The sequence below is a fragment of the Leclercia sp. W17 genome (assembly GCF_003336325.1).
Classification (GTDB): Bacteria; Pseudomonadota; Gammaproteobacteria; order Enterobacterales; family Enterobacteriaceae; genus Enterobacter.
This window is the reverse complement of record NZ_CP031101.1, coordinates 183075-201315: the sequence shown is the minus strand read 5'-3', so window position 1 is coordinate 201315 and position 18241 is coordinate 183075. Positions and strand designations below refer to the sequence as shown.

At 52.8% G+C, this 18241-nt stretch carries 14 protein-coding genes and 4 tRNA genes; 3 read left to right on the top strand and 15 right to left on the bottom strand.

Annotation, left to right across the window (positions count from 1 at the left end):
* Nucleotides 1-98: 98 nt before the first annotated feature.
* Nucleotides 99-404 (top strand): PTS sugar transporter subunit IIB, encoded by a 306-nt coding sequence (locus DVA44_RS00985; protein WP_103825467.1) that lies wholly within the window; start codon nt 99-101, stop codon nt 402-404.
* Nucleotides 405-407: 3 nt separating this feature from the next.
* Complete coding sequence (locus DVA44_RS00980) at nt 408-725, top strand: PTS lactose/cellobiose transporter subunit IIA (RefSeq protein ID WP_039028884.1); 318 nt, start codon at nt 408-410, stop codon at nt 723-725.
* Between the two features lie 118 nt (nt 726-843).
* Here DVA44_RS00980 and rpoC read toward each other — a convergent pair whose 3' ends face one another.
* The 13 genes from rpoC to DVA44_RS00910 all read right to left on the bottom strand — a co-directional run bounded on the left by rpoC (nt 844) and on the right by DVA44_RS00910 (nt 14906).
* Complete coding sequence (gene rpoC, locus DVA44_RS00975; RefSeq protein WP_103825466.1) at nt 844-5067, bottom strand: DNA-directed RNA polymerase subunit beta'; 4224 nt, start codon at nt 5065-5067, stop codon at nt 844-846.
* 76 nt (nt 5068-5143) lie between these two features.
* Nucleotides 5144-9172 (bottom strand): DNA-directed RNA polymerase subunit beta, encoded by a 4029-nt coding sequence (gene rpoB, locus DVA44_RS00970; RefSeq protein ID WP_103177801.1) that lies wholly within the window; start codon nt 9170-9172, stop codon nt 5144-5146.
* 318 nt (nt 9173-9490) lie between these two features.
* On the bottom strand, nt 9491-9856 hold the full coding sequence (rplL, locus tag DVA44_RS00965; protein ID WP_103177800.1) for a 50S ribosomal protein L7/L12: 366 nt from the start codon (nt 9854-9856) through the stop codon (nt 9491-9493).
* Between the two features lie 66 nt (nt 9857-9922).
* On the bottom strand, nt 9923-10420 hold the full coding sequence (gene rplJ / locus DVA44_RS00960) for a 50S ribosomal protein L10 (RefSeq protein WP_004097644.1): 498 nt from the start codon (nt 10418-10420) through the stop codon (nt 9923-9925).
* Nucleotides 10421-10709: 289 nt separating this feature from the next.
* Complete coding sequence (rplA, locus tag DVA44_RS00950; RefSeq protein WP_114385549.1) at nt 10710-11414, bottom strand: 50S ribosomal protein L1; 705 nt, start codon at nt 11412-11414, stop codon at nt 10710-10712.
* 3 nt (nt 11415-11417) lie between these two features.
* Nucleotides 11418-11846, bottom strand: a complete 429-nt coding sequence (gene rplK, locus DVA44_RS00945) for a 50S ribosomal protein L11 (protein ID WP_004097640.1) — start codon at nt 11844-11846, stop codon at nt 11418-11420.
* A 154-nt stretch (nt 11847-12000) separates the two neighbouring features.
* Nucleotides 12001-12546: a transcription termination/antitermination protein NusG gene (nusG, locus tag DVA44_RS00940; RefSeq protein WP_003862341.1), complete on the bottom strand. Its 546-nt coding sequence runs from the start codon at nt 12544-12546 to the stop codon at nt 12001-12003.
* A gap of 1 nt (nt 12547) precedes the next feature.
* Nucleotides 12548-12931, bottom strand: coding sequence for a preprotein translocase subunit SecE (gene secE, locus DVA44_RS00935; protein WP_003862342.1), 384 nt, complete (start codon nt 12929-12931; stop codon nt 12548-12550).
* 229 nt (nt 12932-13160) lie between these two features.
* Nucleotides 13161-14345, bottom strand: a complete 1185-nt coding sequence (tuf, locus tag DVA44_RS00930) for an elongation factor Tu (protein WP_059307073.1) — start codon at nt 14343-14345, stop codon at nt 13161-13163.
* A 118-nt stretch (nt 14346-14463) separates the two neighbouring features.
* Nucleotides 14464-14539, bottom strand: a tRNA-Thr gene (locus tag DVA44_RS00925).
* Between the two features lie 6 nt (nt 14540-14545).
* Nucleotides 14546-14620: transfer RNA gene (locus DVA44_RS00920), tRNA-Gly, on the bottom strand.
* A gap of 117 nt (nt 14621-14737) precedes the next feature.
* Nucleotides 14738-14822 (bottom strand) — tRNA-Tyr (locus DVA44_RS00915).
* Between the two features lie 8 nt (nt 14823-14830).
* A tRNA-Thr gene (locus DVA44_RS00910) sits at nt 14831-14906 on the bottom strand.
* A gap of 336 nt (nt 14907-15242) precedes the next feature.
* Here DVA44_RS00910 and coaA point away from each other — a divergent pair.
* Entirely contained in the window at nt 15243-16193 is a 951-nt protein-coding gene (gene coaA / locus DVA44_RS00905) for a type I pantothenate kinase (RefSeq protein WP_103177797.1), read from the top strand.
* A gap of 49 nt (nt 16194-16242) precedes the next feature.
* Here the strand turns inward: coaA and dppF are convergent, their stop codons facing one another.
* Nucleotides 16243-17256, bottom strand: coding sequence for a dipeptide ABC transporter ATP-binding subunit DppF (dppF, locus tag DVA44_RS00900; protein WP_114385548.1), 1014 nt, complete (start codon nt 17254-17256; stop codon nt 16243-16245).
* Nucleotides 17243-18235 carry a dipeptide ABC transporter ATP-binding protein gene (dppD, locus tag DVA44_RS00895; protein ID WP_114385547.1) on the bottom strand — a complete coding sequence of 331 codons (993 nt, stop codon included), beginning with the start codon at nt 18233-18235 and terminating at the stop codon, nt 17243-17245. Before dppD ends, dppF begins: the two co-directional genes overlap by 14 nt.
* Between the last annotated feature and the right edge of the window lie 6 nt (nt 18236-18241).

The following is an 18241-nucleotide window of genomic DNA, read 5'->3' as shown; positions in this document are numbered from 1 at the left end:
TTTCTTTGTGATGCTTCACACACAATCGCGGTAACGCGGTTGTCGTAACGGACAGTGCGGGATAATTATCAATAAACACATGTACATTGGGGCTGACTATGAAGAACATCGTTTTATGCTGTGCAGCGGGAATGTCCACCAGCATGCTGGTTCAACGCATGAAAGACGCCGCGCAGAAAAAAGGGGTCGACGTAACCATTAAAGCCGTACCGGTTGCTGAGTTTAAAGATGAAATCGCCGCAGCCGACATTATTTTGCTTGGCCCGCAGGTCAAATACGAACTGAATAATCTTCAGGCCCAGGCGGAACCGCTGGGTAAGAAGGTCGCGGTTATCGACATGATGGATTACGGCATGATGAAAGGTGATGCCGTACTGGAAAAAGCCCTTAAACTGCTGGAGTGAACCATGGAAGATTTAGAAACGATCATTATGGAATTGCTGGTGAATGCCGGTGCAGCCCGTAGCTCAGCATTAACCGCGCTGCAGATGGCGCGTAAAGGTGATTTTGCCGAGGCTGAAAAAGCGATGGAAGAGTCACGGGAGTTCGTCAAACAGGCGCATTCTATCCAGACTAAATTGATTGGTCTTGATGAAGGCACCGGCAAGCTACCGGTAAATCTGATCACCGTTCACTCGCAGGATCACCTGATGAACGCGATGGTAATTCAGGATCTGGCCGGGGATATGATCGAGCTGTATCGCCGTTTGCCGCTGGTGAACTAACACCGAACCGTAGACCGGGTAAGCGTAGCGCCACCCGGCAACAATCGCACCAGACTCGCCGTACATCAGACAAAAAAAAACCCGCCGAAGCGGGTTTTTTAATGGGCTGACTTAACGATTACTCGTTGTCAGAACCGCCCAGGCCTGCATTCAGCAGCTCTGCCAGGCTGGCAGAGGCATCTTCAGCAGTTACCTGCGGTGCAGCAGGGATTTCACCCGCTGCGCGACGGCGCATACGATCCTGGTGGTAGGCATAACCGGTACCAGCCGGGATCAGACGACCCACGATAACGTTCTCTTTCAGACCGCGCAGTTCGTCGCGTTTGCCCGCAACGGCTGCTTCGGTAAGCACACGAGTGGTCTCCTGGAACGATGCCGCGGAGATGAAGGACTCGGTTGCCAGAGACGCTTTGGTGATACCCAGCAGATCGCGCGCGAAGGACGCACCGATTTTGCCATTCGCTTCCAGATCGCGGTTAGCAATCTTAACGCGAGAGTATTCAACCTGCTCACCTTCGAGGAAGTCGGAGCTACCGGCATTCACGATGGTGGCTTTACGCAGCATCTGACGAACGATAACTTCGATGTGCTTATCGTTGATCTTAACGCCCTGCAGACGGTAAACGTCCTGTACTTCGTTGGTGATGTAACGCGTTACTGCGTGTACGCCACGAAGACGCAGAATGTCGTGCGGCGCTTCCGGACCGTCGGAAACCACGTCACCACGTTCTACACGTTCACCTTCAAACACGTTGAGCTGACGCCATTTTGGAATCATCTCTTCGTACGGATCGCTGCCATCCAGCGGCGTGATCACCAGACGGCGCTTCCCTTTGGTCTCTTTACCGAAGGAGATGATACCGCTGATTTCAGCCAGGATTGCCGGCTCTTTCGGACGACGTGCTTCGAACAGGTCCGCAACGCGTGGCAGACCACCGGTAATATCCTTGGTACCGCCGGATTCCTGAGGAATACGCGCCAGGGTGTCACCAGAGCTGATCTGTACGCCATCTTCCAGCTGAACAATCGCTTTACCTGGCAGGAAGTACTGAGCCGGCATATCGGTGCCTGGGATCAGAACGTCGTTGCCGTTAGCATCAACGATTTTCAGGGCCGGGCGCAGATCTTTACCACCCGAGGTACGTTCTGCAGAGTCCAGAACCACCAGGGAAGAGAGACCGGTCAGTTCGTCGGTCTGACGAGTAATCGTCTGGCCGTCGATCATATCGGTGAAGCGAATGAAGCCCGCCACTTCGGTGATAACCGGCATGGTGTGCGGATCCCAGTTTGCTACGGTTTCGCCGCCTGCAACCTGCTCGCCGTCGCCTTTCGCCATCACAGCACCGTAAGGCACTTTATAGCTCTCTTTGGTACGACCGAATTCGTCGATCAGCTTCAGCTCGGTGTTACGGGAAGTGATAACCAGTTTACCGCTGGAGTTCACAACCGACTTCGCGTTGCTGAGCTTGATGCTACCTTTGTTTTTCACCTGGATGCTGGATTCAGCAGCCGCACGAGATGCCGCACCACCGATGTGGAACGTACGCATCGTCAGCTGTGTACCCGGTTCACCGATGGACTGTGCCGCGATAACACCGATTGCTTCACCTTTGTTGATGATGTGGCCACGCGCCAGGTCACGACCATAGCAGTGCGCACAAACACCAAAGTCGGTGTCACAGGATACAACGGAACGTACTTTCACGGAGTCAACAGAGTTCACTTCCAGCAGATCACACCACTGCTCGTTCAGCAGGGTATTACGCGGAACCAGAATGTCTGCAGTGCCCGGCTTCAGAACGTCTTCAGCGGTCACACGACCCAGTACGCGATCGCGCAGCGGCTCTTTAACATCACCACCCTCGATAACCGGGGTCATGGTGATACCTTCGAGGGTGCCACAATCGTCTTCGGTAACAACCAGGTCCTGCGCAACGTCTACCAGACGACGCGTCAGATAACCGGAGTTAGCTGTTTTCAGTGCGGTATCCGCCAGACCTTTACGCGCACCGTGCGTGGAGATGAAGTACTGGAGTACGTTCAGACCTTCACGGAAGTTCGCGGTGATTGGCGTTTCGATGATGGAGCCATCTGGCTTCGCCATCAGACCACGCATACCTGCCAGCTGACGAATCTGTGCTGCAGAACCACGCGCACCGGAGTCGGCCATCATGTAGATGCTGTTGAAGGAGACCTGCTGCTCTTCTTTACCTTCACGGTTGATTACCGTTTCGGTCTGCAGGTTATCCATCATCGCTTTGGATACACGATCGTTCGCCGCTGCCCAGATATCGATAACTTTGTTATAGCGTTCGCCTGCGGTTACCAGACCAGACTGGAACTGCTCCTGGATCTCAGCAACTTCAGCTTCCGCTTCAGAGATGATCTCATGTTTCTTCTCTGGGATGACCATGTCATCGATACCAACAGATGCACCTGAACGCGCTGCATATGCAAAGCCGGTGTACATTGTCTGGTCAGCGAAGATAACAGTCGGCTTCAGACCCAGAATGCGGTAACAGGTGTTCAGCATTTTGGAGATCGCTTTCTTACCCAGCGCCTGGTTGACGATGGAGAAAGGCAGACCTTTCGGTACGATCATCCACAGAATGGCACGGCCAATGGTCGTGTCTTTCAGGCTGGTTTTCGCAACGAATTCGCCGTTTTCATCTTTTTCGTATTCAGTGATACGCACTTTAACGCGCGCATGCAGAGAGGCCAGGCCAGCGCGATAAATACGCTCAGCTTCTTTCGGGCCAGTCAGCACCATGCCTTCGCCTTTGGCGTTAACACAGTCACGGGTCATGTAGTACAGACCCAGTACAACGTCCTGAGAAGGAACGATGATTGGTTCACCGTTCGCTGGAGACAGGATGTTGTTAGTAGACATCATCAGCGCACGCGCTTCGAGCTGGGCTTCCAGCGTCAGCGGTACGTGAACAGCCATCTGGTCACCATCGAAGTCGGCGTTATAGGCCGCACAAACCAGCGGGTGCAGCTGGATAGCTTTACCTTCGATCAGTACTGGCTCAAATGCCTGGATACCCAGACGGTGCAGGGTTGGTGCACGGTTCAGCAGTACCGGGTGTTCGCGGATCACTTCGTCCAGGATATCCCAAACGACAGCTTCTTCACGCTCAACCATTTTCTTAGCGGCTTTGATGGTGGTGGCGAGGCCACGCAGTTCCAGCTTGCCGTAGATGAACGGTTTGAACAGCTCCAGTGCCATTTTCTTCGGCAGACCGCACTGATGCAGACGCAGGTATGGACCTACGGTGATTACAGAACGACCGGAATAGTCAACACGCTTACCGAGCAGGTTCTGACGGAAACGACCCTGCTTACCTTTGATCATGTCGGCCAAAGATTTCAGAGGACGTTTGTTAGAACCAGTGATCGCACGACCGCGACGACCGTTATCCAGCAGGGCATCTACCGCTTCCTGCAGCATACGTTTTTCGTTGCGTACGATGATGTCCGGCGCAGCCAGATCCAGCAGACGTTTCAGACGGTTGTTACGGTTAATGACGCGACGATAGAGATCGTTCAGGTCAGACGTCGCGAAACGACCACCATCCAGCGGAACCAGCGGACGCAGATCTGGCGGCAGAACCGGCAGAACGGTCAGGATCATCCACTCTGGTTTGTTACCAGACTGAACGAACGCTTCCAGCAGTTTGATACGCTTGGTCAGCTTTTTACGCTTGGTTTCGGAGTTGGTTTCGTTCAGCTCTTCACGCAGCTGCTCGCACTCTTGCTCCAGATCCATGCTCTTCAGCAGGGCCTGGATCGCTTCCGCACCCATCTTCGCGTCGAATTCGTCACCGAACTCTTCCAGCGCGTCCAGATACTGCTCTTCGGTCAGGATCTGGTTACGTTCCAGATTGGTCATACCGCCTTCGATAACCACATAGGATTCGAAGTAAAGAACACGTTCGATATCGCGCAGCGGCATATCCAGCAGCAGGCCGATACGGGACGGCAGAGATTTCAGGAACCAGATGTGAGCAGTCGGAGACGCCAGCTCGATGTGGCCCATGCGCTCACGACGCACTTTAGTCTGGGTCACTTCAACGCCGCACTTCTCACAGATCACACCACGGTGTTTCAGGCGCTTGTACTTACCGCACAGGCACTCGTAATCTTTTACTGGCCCGAAAATACGCGCACAGAAAAGGCCGTCACGCTCAGGTTTGAACGTACGGTAGTTGATGGTTTCCGGCTTTTTAACTTCACCGAAAGACCATGAACGGATCATGTCTGGCGAGGCCAGAGCAATTTTGATCGCATCAAACTCTTCGGTTTTAGTTTGCGCTTTCAGAAACTTTAATAAGTCTTTCACGGATTTGCTCCCGTCGGAGTTAGCACAATCTGGTGTCGGGAGTTACCCCGACACCAGTGACCTGTTTGAGCGAGAGTTACTCGTCTTCCAGTTCGATGTTGATACCCAGCGAACGAATCTCTTTCAACAGTACGTTGAAGGACTCTGGCATGCCCGGTTCCATCTGATGGTTGCCGTCCACGATGTTTTTATACATCTTGGTACGACCGTTCACGTCATCAGACTTAACGGTGAGCATTTCCTGCAGGGTGTATGCTGCGCCGTATGCTTCAAGCGCCCACACTTCCATCTCCCCGAAGCGCTGACCACCGAACTGTGCCTTACCACCCAGCGGCTGCTGAGTAACCAGGCTGTAAGAACCGGTAGAACGCGCGTGCATCTTGTCATCAACCAGGTGGTTCAGTTTCAGCATGTACATGTAGCCAACGGTTACCTGGCGCTCGAACTGCTCACCGGTACGACCGTCGAACAGAGTGATCTGGCCAGAACTTGGCAGGCCACCCAGCTGTAACAGTTCCTTGATTTCAGACTCTTTCGCACCATCGAAGACTGGCGTTGCGATTGGCATACCCTTACGCAGGTTTTCAGCCAGACGCATCACTTCTTCATCGCTGAAGGTGTTCAGGTCGACTTTCTGGCAAACGTCGGTACCCAGATCGTACGCACGCTGGATGAATTCGCGCAGTTTCGCGACTTCCTGCTGCTGTTTCAGCATGGCGTTAATCTTGTCGCCGATACCTTTCGCAGCCATACCCAGGTGGGTTTCGAGGATCTGACCGATGTTCATACGAGACGGTACGCCCAGTGGGTTCAGTACGATGTCTACCGGCGTGCCGTTTTCATCGTAAGGCATATCTTCGATCGGGTTGATCTTAGAGATAACACCCTTGTTACCGTGACGACCCGCCATCTTATCACCAGGCTGGATCTGACGTTTAACGGCCAGATAAACCTTAACAATCTTCAGCACGCCTGGTGCCAGATCGTCGCCCTGAGTGATTTTGCGGCGTTTCGCTTCGAGTTTCTTCTCGAACTCGTGTTTCAGTTCGTCATACTGCTCAGCCAGCTGTTCCAGCTGATTTTGTTTCTCTTCGTCGGCCAGGCCCAGTTCCAGCCAGCGGTCACGCGGCAGCTTGTCGAGCTTCTCAGCTTCAACACCACCGGAAACCAGCACCGCGTAGATACGACCAAACAGGCCAGCTTCAAGGATCTGCAGCTCTTCAGACAGGTCTTTCTTAGCCTGCTTCAGCTGCATCTCTTCGATTTCCAGCGCACGTTTGTCTTTTTCTACGCCATCGCGAGTAAAGACCTGTACGTCGATAACCGTACCGGAAACACCGTTCGGTACGCGCAGAGAAGAGTCTTTAACGTCAGACGCTTTCTCACCGAAGATCGCGCGCAGCAGTTTCTCTTCTGGCGTCAGCTGGGTTTCACCTTTCGGCGTTACCTTACCAACCAGAATGTCGCCGCCGGTCACTTCCGCACCGATGTAAACGATACCGGATTCATCCAGTTTGGAGAGCGCAGCTTCACCCACGTTAGGGATGTCAGCGGTGATCTCTTCTGGCCCCAGCTTGGTGTCACGGGACACACAGGCCAGTTCCTGGATGTGAATAGTGGTGAAACGATCTTCCTGAACCACACGCTCGGAGACGAGGATGGAGTCTTCGAAGTTGTAACCGTTCCACGGCATGAACGCTACGCGCATGTTCTGACCGAGCGCCAGTTCACCGAGGTCGGTGGACGGACCGTCTGCCAGCACGTCGCCGCGCTCAACTGGCTCACCCAAAGATACGCAAGGCATCTGGTTGATACAGGTGTTCTGGTTAGAACGGGTGTATTTGGTCAGGTTGTAGATGTCGATACCCGCTTCGCCTGGGTACATCTCGTCTTCGTTAACTTTGATAACGATACGGGATGCATCCACGTACTGAACGGTACCGCCACGTTTAGCAACTGCAGTTACACCGGAGTCAACGGCAACAGCACGTTCCATACCGGTACCAACCAGCGGCTTATCAGCGCGCAGAGTCGGAACCGCCTGACGTTGCATGTTCGCACCCATCAATGCACGGTTGGCGTCATCGTGTTCCAGGAACGGGATCAGGGACGCACCGACGGAAACCACCTGCTGGGTGGAAACGTCCATGTAGTCAACCTGGTCGTTGCTGAACAAGCTGGATTCACCTTTGCTACGGCAGGTAACGAGGTCATCAACAAAGCGACCTTCTTCGTCCAGGTTGGTGTTCGCCTGGGCGATAACGTAGTTACCTTCTTCGATAGCAGACAGGTAGTGAATTTCGTCGGTTACAACACCGTCAGTCACTTTACGATACGGGGTCTCGAGGAAACCGTATTCGTTCGTCTGTGCGTACACGGACAGGGAGTTGATCAGACCGATGTTTGGACCTTCAGGCGTTTCGATTGGACATACGCGACCGTAGTGGGTCGGGTGTACGTCTCGAACTTCGAAGCCTGCGCGCTCACGGGTCAGACCGCCTGGGCCGAGTGCAGAGATACGACGCTTGTGCGTGATCTCAGACAGCGGGTTGTTCTGGTCCATAAACTGAGACAGCTGGCTGGAACCAAAGAACTCTTTCACTGCTGCGGAGATCGGCTTGGCGTTGATCATATCCTGAGGCATCAGGGTATCCAGATCGCCCAGAGACAGACGCTCTTTCACCGCACGCTCTACACGTACCAGGCCAACGCGGAACTGGTTTTCCGCCATTTCGCCTACGGAACGGATACGACGGTTGCCGAGGTGGTCGATATCGTCCACTTCGCCTTTACCGTTACGGATATCGATGAGCTTCTTCATCACTTCGATGATGTCTTCTTTGCTCAGGATACCGGAACCTTCGATCGTGTCACGCAGCAGAGAACGGTTGAACTTCATACGACCAACCGCGGAGAGATCGTAGCGGTCTTCGGAGAAGAACAGGTTCTCGAACAGGCTTTCAGCCGCTTCGCGAGTTGGTGGCTCACCAGGGCGCATCATGCGGTAGATTTCTACCAGCGCGCTCAGACGATCGGTGGTTGGGTCGACACGTACGGTTTCGGACATGTACGGACCGTGGTCCAGATCGTTGGTGAACAGCGTTTCGATACGCTTGTGGCCAGACTGGCTCAGCTTAGCCAGCAGATCCAGGCTCAGCTCCATGTTCGCTGGGCAGATCAGCTCGCCAGTAGATGCATCAACGTAGTCTTTTGCTGCAACTTTGCCAGCAATGTACTCAACCGGAACTTCGATGTGTTTGATTTCATCTTTTTCCAGCTGACGGATGTGGCGCGCAGTAATACGGCGGCCTTTTTCCACATACACTTTGCCGTTGGCTTCGATGTCGAACGACGCGGTATCACCACGCAGACGCTCTGGCACTAGTTCCATTTGCAGCTTGTTGTCGCGAATTTCAAAGACAACTTTCTCAAAGAACAGATCCAGAATCTGCTCAGTGGTGTAGTTCAGCGCACGCAGAATGATGGTCGCAGGCAGTTTACGACGACGGTCGATACGGACAAACAGGTTGTCTTTCGGATCGAACTCGAAGTCCAGCCAGGAACCACGGTAAGGAATGATACGCGCGTTATACAGTACTTTACCGGAAGAGTGCGTTTTACCTTTATCGCTGTCGAAGAAGACGCCCGGGCTACGGTGCAGCTGGGAAACGATAACACGCTCAGTACCGTTGATAACGAAAGTACCGTTGTCGGTCATGAGCGGAATTTCGCCCATGTAGACTTCTTGTTCTTTGATGTCTTTAACGGTGCCTTCCGGCGCTTCGCGCTCGTAGATCACCAGACGCAGTTTAACGCGCAGCGGTGCCGAGTAGGTCACGCCACGGATCTGACATTCCTGAACGTCAAATACCGGTTCGCCAAGGCGGTAGCTGACGTATTGCAGCTCGGAGTTACCGCTGTAGCTCTTAATCGGGAATACGGAACGGAAGGCTGCTTCCAGGCCGTACTGCCCTTCAGGATCTTGCTCGATAAACTTCTGGAACGAGTCAAGCTGGATAGAAAGGAGATATGGAATGTCCAGAACTTGTGGACGTTTACCAAAATCCTTACGAATACGTTTTTTCTCGGTATAGGAGTAAACCATAGGGTTCCTCAGCTCGCTGACAAGTCGACCCATCTGTCCATTGGCGGACAGTTTGTGCAACACCATTTTGTTGATCGGAAAATCGAACACTTTCCGCAATGCCTGTTGCTATCACGCTTAAACCATTTCATTGCGATTTACCCAGAGCGAGCACCCTGTCGCAGTATATTAAGTCGTCGATAGAAACAAGCATTGTCAGGACAACCAGCAGTCAAACAGTGTGAAACGCTACTGGCGCCTTACAGCGCAAAAAGGCTGGTGACCAAAAAGTCACCAGCCATCAGCCTAATTTCTCAGGCTGCAACCGGAAGGGTTGGCTTATTTAACTTCAACTTCAGCGCCAGCTTCTTCCAGAGATTTTTTCAGTGCTTCTGCGTCGTCTTTGCTCACGCCTTCTTTCAGCGCAGCTGGAGCAGATTCTACCAGGTCTTTAGCTTCTTTCAGACCCAGGCCAGTTGCAGCACGTACTGCTTTGATTACAGCAACTTTGTTCGCGCCAGCAGCTTTCAGAACTACGTCGAATTCAGTTTTTTCTTCAGCAGCTTCAACCGGGCCAGCAGCTACAGCTACAGCAGCAGCAGCGGAAACACCGAATTTTTCTTCCATTGCAGAGATCAGTTCTACAACGTCCATTACGGACATAGCGGATACTGCTTCAATGATTTGATCTTTAGTGATAGACATTTAAATTGTTCCTGAAAATCAGAATAAGTTTATACGTAAGCGAATACTTGATAAAGAGGACTGCTATTAAGCAGCTTCTTTCGCATCGCGAACAGCAGCCAGAGTGCGAACCAGTTTGCCAGCCGAAGCTTCTTTCATGGTTGCCATCAGGCGTGCAATTGCTTCTTCGTAGGTCGGCAGGGTTGCCAGGCGATCGATTTGCGATGCCGGGATCAACTCACCTTCAAAGGCTGCAGCTTTAACCTCGAATTTTGCATTCGCTTTCGCGAACTCTTTGAACAGACGAGCAGCAGCGCCCGGGTGTTCCATAGAGTATGCAATCAAGGTTGGACCAACAAACGTGTCTTTCAGGCACTCGAAAGGAGTACCTTCAACTACGCGGCGCAGCAGGGTGTTACGAACAACACGCATGTAAACGCCAGCTTCACGACCTGCTTTACGCAGTTCAGTCATTTTATCTACAGTAACGCCACGGGAATCCGCAACTACTGCAGACAGCGCGCCTTTGGCTACTTCGCTGACTTCAGCAACAATCGCTTGTTTGTCTTGAAGATTTAAAGCCATTAGCTTTGCTCCTGGATGTTTGCCAGGGCTCATGCCCTGGAACTCACTTCACTCTTCCCAACGGGAAGAGCGTCTAAATACGGTGAGCAGAAACAAGCCAGAGTATCAAAAAATAATCTTAGCGTTCTGTCACCGTCTACGCAGGGGATTAAGTCTCTTACGAAACACCTGCGGTCTTCGACGGAGGCCTGGATAGGCCAGGCTCCAACGAACAATTCGGTTACCCGCTAACCTGAGTTAGCAAACGTGGGCGAAGATTGTAGACAAATTCGCCGCCCACGTAAAGGTATTAGTTTGCAGCAGCGCTCAGGCCAGCCTGGTCAACTGCAACACCTGCACCCATGGTGGTGGAGATGCTAACTTTCTTGATGTACACGCCTTTCGCCTGAGTTGGTTTTGCTTTTTTCAGCGCAACCAGCAGAGCTTCCAGGTTTTCTTTCAGTTTGTCAGCTTCAAAGTCCACTTTACCGATGGTGGTGTGGATGATGCCGTTTTTGTCGTTACGATAACGAACCTGACCTGCTTTAGCGTTCTTAACCGCTTCAGCAACGTTAGGAGTTACAGTACCCACTTTCGGGTTTGGCATCAGGCCGCGTGGGCCCAGAACCTGGCCCAGCTGGCCAACAACGCGCATTGCATCTGGAGATGCGATAACAACGTCAAAGTTCATTTCGCCTTTCTTGATCTGGTCAGCCAGATCTTCCATACCTACCAGCTCAGCGCCTGCAGCTTTAGCAGCTTCAGCGTTTGCGCCTTGGGCAAATACGGCTACGCGAACGGAACGGCCAGTACCGTGTGGCAGTACAGTTGCACCACGTACGTTCTGATCAGATTTACGAGCGTCGATACCGAGGTTTACAGCAACGTCAACGCTTTCAACGAACTTAGCGGTAGCCAGTTCTTTCAGCAGAGCGATAGCTTCGTTGATTTCGTACTGTTTGGTCGCATCAACTTTGTCACGGATCACGGACATGCGCTTGGTCAGTTTAGCCATTTCTTAGTCCTCCACTACCAGGCCCATGGAACGTGCAGTACCTTCGATGGAGCGAGTCATCGCTTCAATGTCGGAACCAGTCATGTCGGCAGCTTTGGTCTGCGCGATTTCCTGCAGCTGAGCGCGGGAAATTTTACCTACTTTGTCTTTGTTCGGCTTGCCGGAACCAGACTTGATACCAGCCGCTTTTTTCAGCAGAACTGCTGCCGGCGGGGTCTTGGTAACGAAAGTGAAAGAACGGTCAGCGTAAACAGTGATTACGACTGGGATTGGCAGACCTTTTTCCAGGGATTCGGTTTTTGCGTTGAACGCTTTACAGAATTCCATGATGTTCACACCCTGCTGACCCAGAGCTGGACCAACTGGTGGACTTGGGTTCGCCATACCAGCTGCAACCTGCAGCTTGACGTAGGCTTGTACTTTCTTAGCCATTCTAAAATCCTCTGATTGGGTTATAGCGCCTCAAGGAGGCTCCCCGTGATAAAATTCGTTTTACGGATTGCATCCATAAAAACAAAAGGCGCGAAATTGTATTCCAATCTCGCGCCCTGTGCAACGTTTAAATCGTCGCTTTTTTGATCGCTGCTTAGGCTTTTTCTACCTGAGCGAAGTCCAGCTCTACCGGGGTCGCACGACCGAAGATAGAAACAGAAACTTTCAGGCGGGACTTCTCGTAGTCCACTTCTTCAACCACACCGTTAAAGTCAGCAAACGGACCGTCATTAACACGTACCATTTCACCCGGTTCAAACAGCGTTTTCGGACGCGGCTTATCACCAACCTGCTGCAGGCGGTTCATAATCGCATCAACTTCTTTATCGCTGATTGGCGCCGGACGGTCAGACGTGCCGCCGATAAAGCCCATTACGCGCGGTACGCTGCGCACTAAGTGCCAGCTTGCGTCGTTCATCACCATCTGAACAAGCACGTAACCCGGGAAGAATTTGCGCTCGCTTTTGCGACGCTGGCCGCCACGGATCTCGACCACTTCTTCGGTCGGAACCATAACTTCACCAAACAACTCTTCCATGTTGTGTAATTTGATATGCTCACGCAGCGACGTTGCTACGCGGCCTTCAAAACCGGAAAACGCCTGAACGACGTACCAGCGCTTTTTAGGGGCTTCAGACATCTCAGAACCTCAGGCCAGTGATAAAGGATACCAGGCGAACCAGAATACCATCCAGTCCCCACAGGATCAGTGACATTACAGCGGTAACCGCAGCTACAATCAGCGTGGTGTGCAATGTTTCCTGGCGAGTCGGCCAAATGACCTTACGGACTTCCGTTCTCGCTTCGCGGGCAAAAGCAACGGTCGCTTTACCTTTGGTCGTCAACAGCGCGACACCACCCGCTGCAGCAATCAGAATTACCACTGCCAGCGCGCGTAGCGGCAGCATCATGTCACGATAAAGGTAGTTGCCCACGATTGCTACGATCAACAATACGGCTACTACTACCCATTTCATCGCTTCCAGGCCGCGCCCGCTCCCTTGAGCTTCGGTATTCGCACTCATAAACCAACCTGTCAGAAGTATTCTACAAACATTTTCACCCCGCGAGCGCGAGGCAAACCAAATCGAAATGCTAATTCGCTTTTCGGATTATACGCTCTCTGCAGAGCCTGTCTCAGCAATGATTATGACAAAAATAATCACTGATGAGCCAGGTTCTGATGTGAAAGCGTGCAAAAAGGGCATCAAATGATGCCCTTTTCATGCGCATTGCGTCAAATGTTATCAGCAATTAGCCGAGAACTTTAGCAACCACGCCCGCGCCAACGGTACGGCCGCCTTCGCGGATTGCGAAACGCAGACCATCGTCCATTGCGATTGGGTGGATCAGGGTAACAACCATTTTGATGTTGTCGCCTGGCATTACCATCTCAACGCCTTCTGGCAGTTCGATGGTACCGGTCACGTCAGTAGTACGGAAGTAGAACTGTGGACGGTAGCCTTTGAAGAACGGAGTATGACGGCCGCCTTCGTCTTTGGACAGGATGTACACTTCAGATTCGAACTTGGTGTGTGGCTTGATTGAGCCTGGCTTCGCCAGAACCTGACCACGTTCGATTTCTTCACGTTTGATACCACGCAGCAGAACACCAACGTTCTCACCAGCACGGCCTTCGTCCAGCAGTTTGCGGAACATTTCAACGCCAGTACAGGTAGATTTCGCAGTATCTTTGATACCAACGATTTCAACTTCTTCACCAACTTTGATGATACCGCGCTCTACACGACCGGTAACAACGGTACCACGACCGGAGATGGAGAATACGTCTTCGATTGGCAGCAGGAACGGCTTGTCGATAGCACGCTCTGGTTCCGGGATGTAAGAATCCAGGTAGCCAGCCAGTTCGATGATTTTCTCTTCCCACTCAGCTTCGCCTTCCAGCGCTTTCAGAGCAGAACCACGAACGATTGGGGTATCGTCGCCTGGGAAATCGTACTGAGACAGCAGTTCACGAACTTCCATTTCTACCAGTTCCAGCAGCTCTTCGTCATCAACCATGTCGCATTTGTTCAGGAACACGATGATGAAAGGAACGCCTACCTGACGACCCAGCAGGATGTGCTCACGGGTCTGAGGCATTGGGCCGTCAGTCGCAGCAACAACCAGGATCGCGCCGTCCATCTGCGCAGCACCGGTGATCATGTTTTTAACATAGTCGGCGTGGCCTGGGCAGTCTACGTGTGCGTAGTGGCGAGTCGGGGTGTCGTATTCAACGTGAGAAGTGTTGATGGTGATACCACGAGCTTTTTCTTCTGGTGCGTTATCGATCTGGTCGAATGCGCGAGCAGAACCACCGTAGGTTTTTGCCAGAACGGTAGTGATTGCAGCGGTCAGCGTTGTTTTACCATGGTCAACGTGGCCGATAGTACCGACGTTAACGTGCGGTTTTGTACGTTCAAACTTTTCTTTAGACATCGATTGTCCCTCTAAGACACGGATAAATCGGTGATATCACCACATCAACCAGGCGAAATGCCTGAACTGTTGAATACATTTAAATTGAAACAGAGAGAAATGGGAGGGAGAAGTGAAGTGGTGCTGATACCCAGAGTCGAACTGGGGACCTCACCCTTACCAAGGGTGCGCTCTACCAACTGAGCCATATCAGCACGTATTGGAGCGGGCAGCGGGAATCGAACCCGCATCATCAGCTTGGAAGGCTGAGGTAATAGCCATTATACGATGCCCGCATCCTGAAACTCGGCTACCCAGTTCTTTCTGTAACAAAAAAAGAGATTTCTCTCTTTTTAAGTTCGAGCTGGTTAATTTTTTCAACCAACTCCGGCGGCGTTAACGCTGCCAGAAAGTGGTGGTGGGGGAAGGATTCGAACCTTCGAAGTCTGTGACGGCAGATTTACAGTCTGCTCCCTTTGGCCGCTCGGGAACCCCACCGGACTTGATGGTGCCGACTACCGGAATCGAACTGGTGACCTACTGATTACAAGTCAGTTGCTCTACCTACTGAGCTAAGTCGGCATCAAGTAGCGCGCATTCTATGGAGACATGGGCGGTCATGCAACTAAAAATTTGCATAAATTGTTCTTTCGCTCACATTTTGTGCTAGAAGAGTGAATAACGCTGTATTTTCAGGCAGACGCGTGCAAATATTCACCATATGCTGTCCCGTAATGGGCTCAAACCCGGTCTGTGACGATTCCCGCTTAACGCAACACGGGGCCACTTTTTTTCTTATTATTCGGCTCATCTGGTGTTAACCTCCTGCCCATTGTCCAAAATTAACTAATCAATGATGTGCCACTCCCCCCTACCCAGCCTCTGTTGTGGGATGCGATGGCTCACTCAAGCATGCTTATGAGCAAAAAAGAGCAAACGTTAATGACGCCTTATCTCCAGTTTAGCCGCAGCCAGTGGGCTGCTCTGCGTGACTCCGTCCCGATGACCTTAACGGAAGGCGAAATCGCACGGTTAAAAGGGATAAACGAAGACCTGTCGCTTGAAGAAGTGGCTGAAATTTATTTGCCTCTGTCACGTTTGCTGAATTTCTATATCAGCTCCAACCTTCGTCGACAGGCCGTGCTGGAACAGTTCCTCGGGACTAACGGGCAGCGCATTCCTTATATCATCAGTATTGCCGGCAGCGTGGCCGTGGGTAAAAGCACCACCGCGCGCGTACTGCAGGCGCTGCTGAGCCGCTGGCCAGAGCATCGTAGCGTTGAGCTGATCACCACCGACGGCTTCCTGCACCCTAACGAGGTGTTAAAAGAGCGCGGTCTGATGAAGAAGAAAGGCTTCCCGCTCTCTTATGATATGCACCGTCTGGTGAAATTCGTTTCGGATCTGAAATCCGGCGTGCCGAACGTCACGGCCCCGGTCTATTCGCACCTGATTTATGACCGTATCCCTGACGGGGACAAAACCGTGGTTCAGCCGGACATTCTGATTCTGGAAGGGTTAAACGTTCTGCAAAGCGGGATGGACTATCCTCATGACCCGCATCATGTCTTTGTCTCCGACTTTGTCGACTTCTCTATTTATGTCGATGCCCCGGAAGATTTACTGCAAAGCTGGTACATCAACCGCTTCCTGAAGTTCCGCGAAGGGGCGTTTACCGATCCTGACTCCTACTTCCACAACTACGCCCAGCTCTCGAAAGAGGAGGCGGTCAACGTGGCGACCGCACTGTGGAATGAGATCAACTATGTGAACCTGAAAGAGAACATTCTGCCAACGCGCGAGCGGGCCAGCCTGATCCTCACCAAGAGCGAAAAGCATGCTGTCGATCAAATCCGTTTACGGAAATAGCGTCCCGCAAACCAATAAAAAACCGGCGAATTCGCCGGTTTTTTTTCACTTATGCGTGAGGCTTCTCACCATTTTCGTCCTGGTCCACCGCAAAGCAGGCCACCAGTTGTCCGCCGTAGTCTTTCAACTGCGGTTGCAGCTGGGTGCACGGCCCAAAACGGCGGCGGCAGCGGGCGTTGAATGCACACCCCGGCGGCGGATTGAGTGGGCTTGGCAGTTCGCCGGTCAGCTTAATACGCTCCCGGCGGTCATCCGGGTTCAGACGCGGGGTCGCAGAGAGCAACGCCTGGGTATACGGATGGCGCGGGTTATTAAAGATCTGATCTTTCGTCCCCTTCTCCACACAGCGGCCCAGATACATCACCATCACTTCATCCGCGATATGTTCCACCACCGACAGATCGTGCGAGATGAAGACGTACGACAGGCCTAAATCCTGCTGCAGATCCATCATCAGGTTCAGCACCTGCGCACGGACGGAAACGTCCAGCGCGGAGACCGGTTCATCGGCGATCACCACATCCGGGTCGAGCATCAGACCACGGGCGATAGCGATACGCTGACGCTGACCGCCGGAGAACATATGCGGATAGCGATCATAGTGCTCGGTCTTGAGCCCCACTTTCGCCATCATCGCCAGCGCCTTCTCGCGACGTTGCTCTTTACTCAGCGTGGAGTTGATCTGCAATGGCTCCTCCAGAATCTGCCCCACTTTTTTACGCGGGTTCAACGAACCATAAGGGTTCTGGAAGACAATCTGGATTTTCTGGCGACGCAGCTTCTGCGCGTCGGGATCGTGCTTCAGCAGATCCTGCCCTTGATAGTACAGCTCGCCCCCGGTCGGGGTTTCAATCATGGTCAGCAGGCGACCCAGCGTGGATTTCCCGCAGCCGGACTCACCCACCACCGCTAATGTCTTACCGCGCTCGAGGGTAAAGGAGACGCCATCCAGTGCTTTAACCAGACGTTCCGGGGCAAACAGCCCCTTCTTCACCGGGTAGTGTTTTTTCAGATCGATAGCATGCAGCAGCGGCTGTTTCATGGTGGCCTCATGCGTACTCATAGTTCGGCCTCCCGGCGTCATCAAGTGGGTAGTGACATTTAGACTGGCGGCCGCCGTCCACGGTGTTCAGCGCCGGCTCATCAACGCGACATTTCTCCGTGGCATACGGGCAGCGCGGGTTCAGCAGACAACCGGTCGGGCGGTCATATTTACCCGGCACCACGCCCGGCAGTGACGCCAGGCGCGCCTTATCCTGGGCAAATTCCGGCAGTGCGCGCAGCAGGGCCTGAGTATAGGGGTGACGCGGTGCACGGAAGATATCGTGCGAATTGCCGGTTTCAACCACCTGCCCGGCGTACATCACGATGATTTTATGCGCGGCTTCGGCCACTAACGCCAGGTCATGGGTGATCAGGATCAGCGCCATGTTCTCTTTCTGCTGTAACTCCAGCAGCAGCTCGATGATCTGTGCCTGAATGGTCACGTCCAGCGCGGTTGTCGGTTCATCGGCAATCAGCAGTTTTGGCCGACAGGCAATCGCCATGGCGATCATCACGCGCTGGCTCATCCCACCGGAGAGCTGGTGCGGATAGACATCCAGACGCGAGGCCGGATCAGGAATGCCCACCTGGGTCAGCAGGTCGATTGCCCGCTGACGGCGGGTTTTCTTGTTCCCGCCCTGGTGCACCTTAATAGCTTCCATAATCTGGAAGCCCACGGTGTAGCACGGGTTAAGGCTGGTCATCGGATCCTGGAAGATCATCGCCACTTCGGCACCGACCAGGTTGCGGCGCTCTTTTTCGGAAATGCGCTTCAGATCCTGCCCGTTAAATTCCAGGTTTTCCGCCATCACGCGGCCTGGAAAATCAATCAGTCCCATGATTGCCAGGGAGCTTACCGATTTACCGGAACCGGACTCACCCACAATGCCGACCACTTCACCCTGATTTACGCTGTAGCTGACCCGATCTACGGCGCGAAACTCGGAGCCTACGTCACCGAAGTGCACCGATAATTTATCTACATTTAATAACGCCATCTCGTG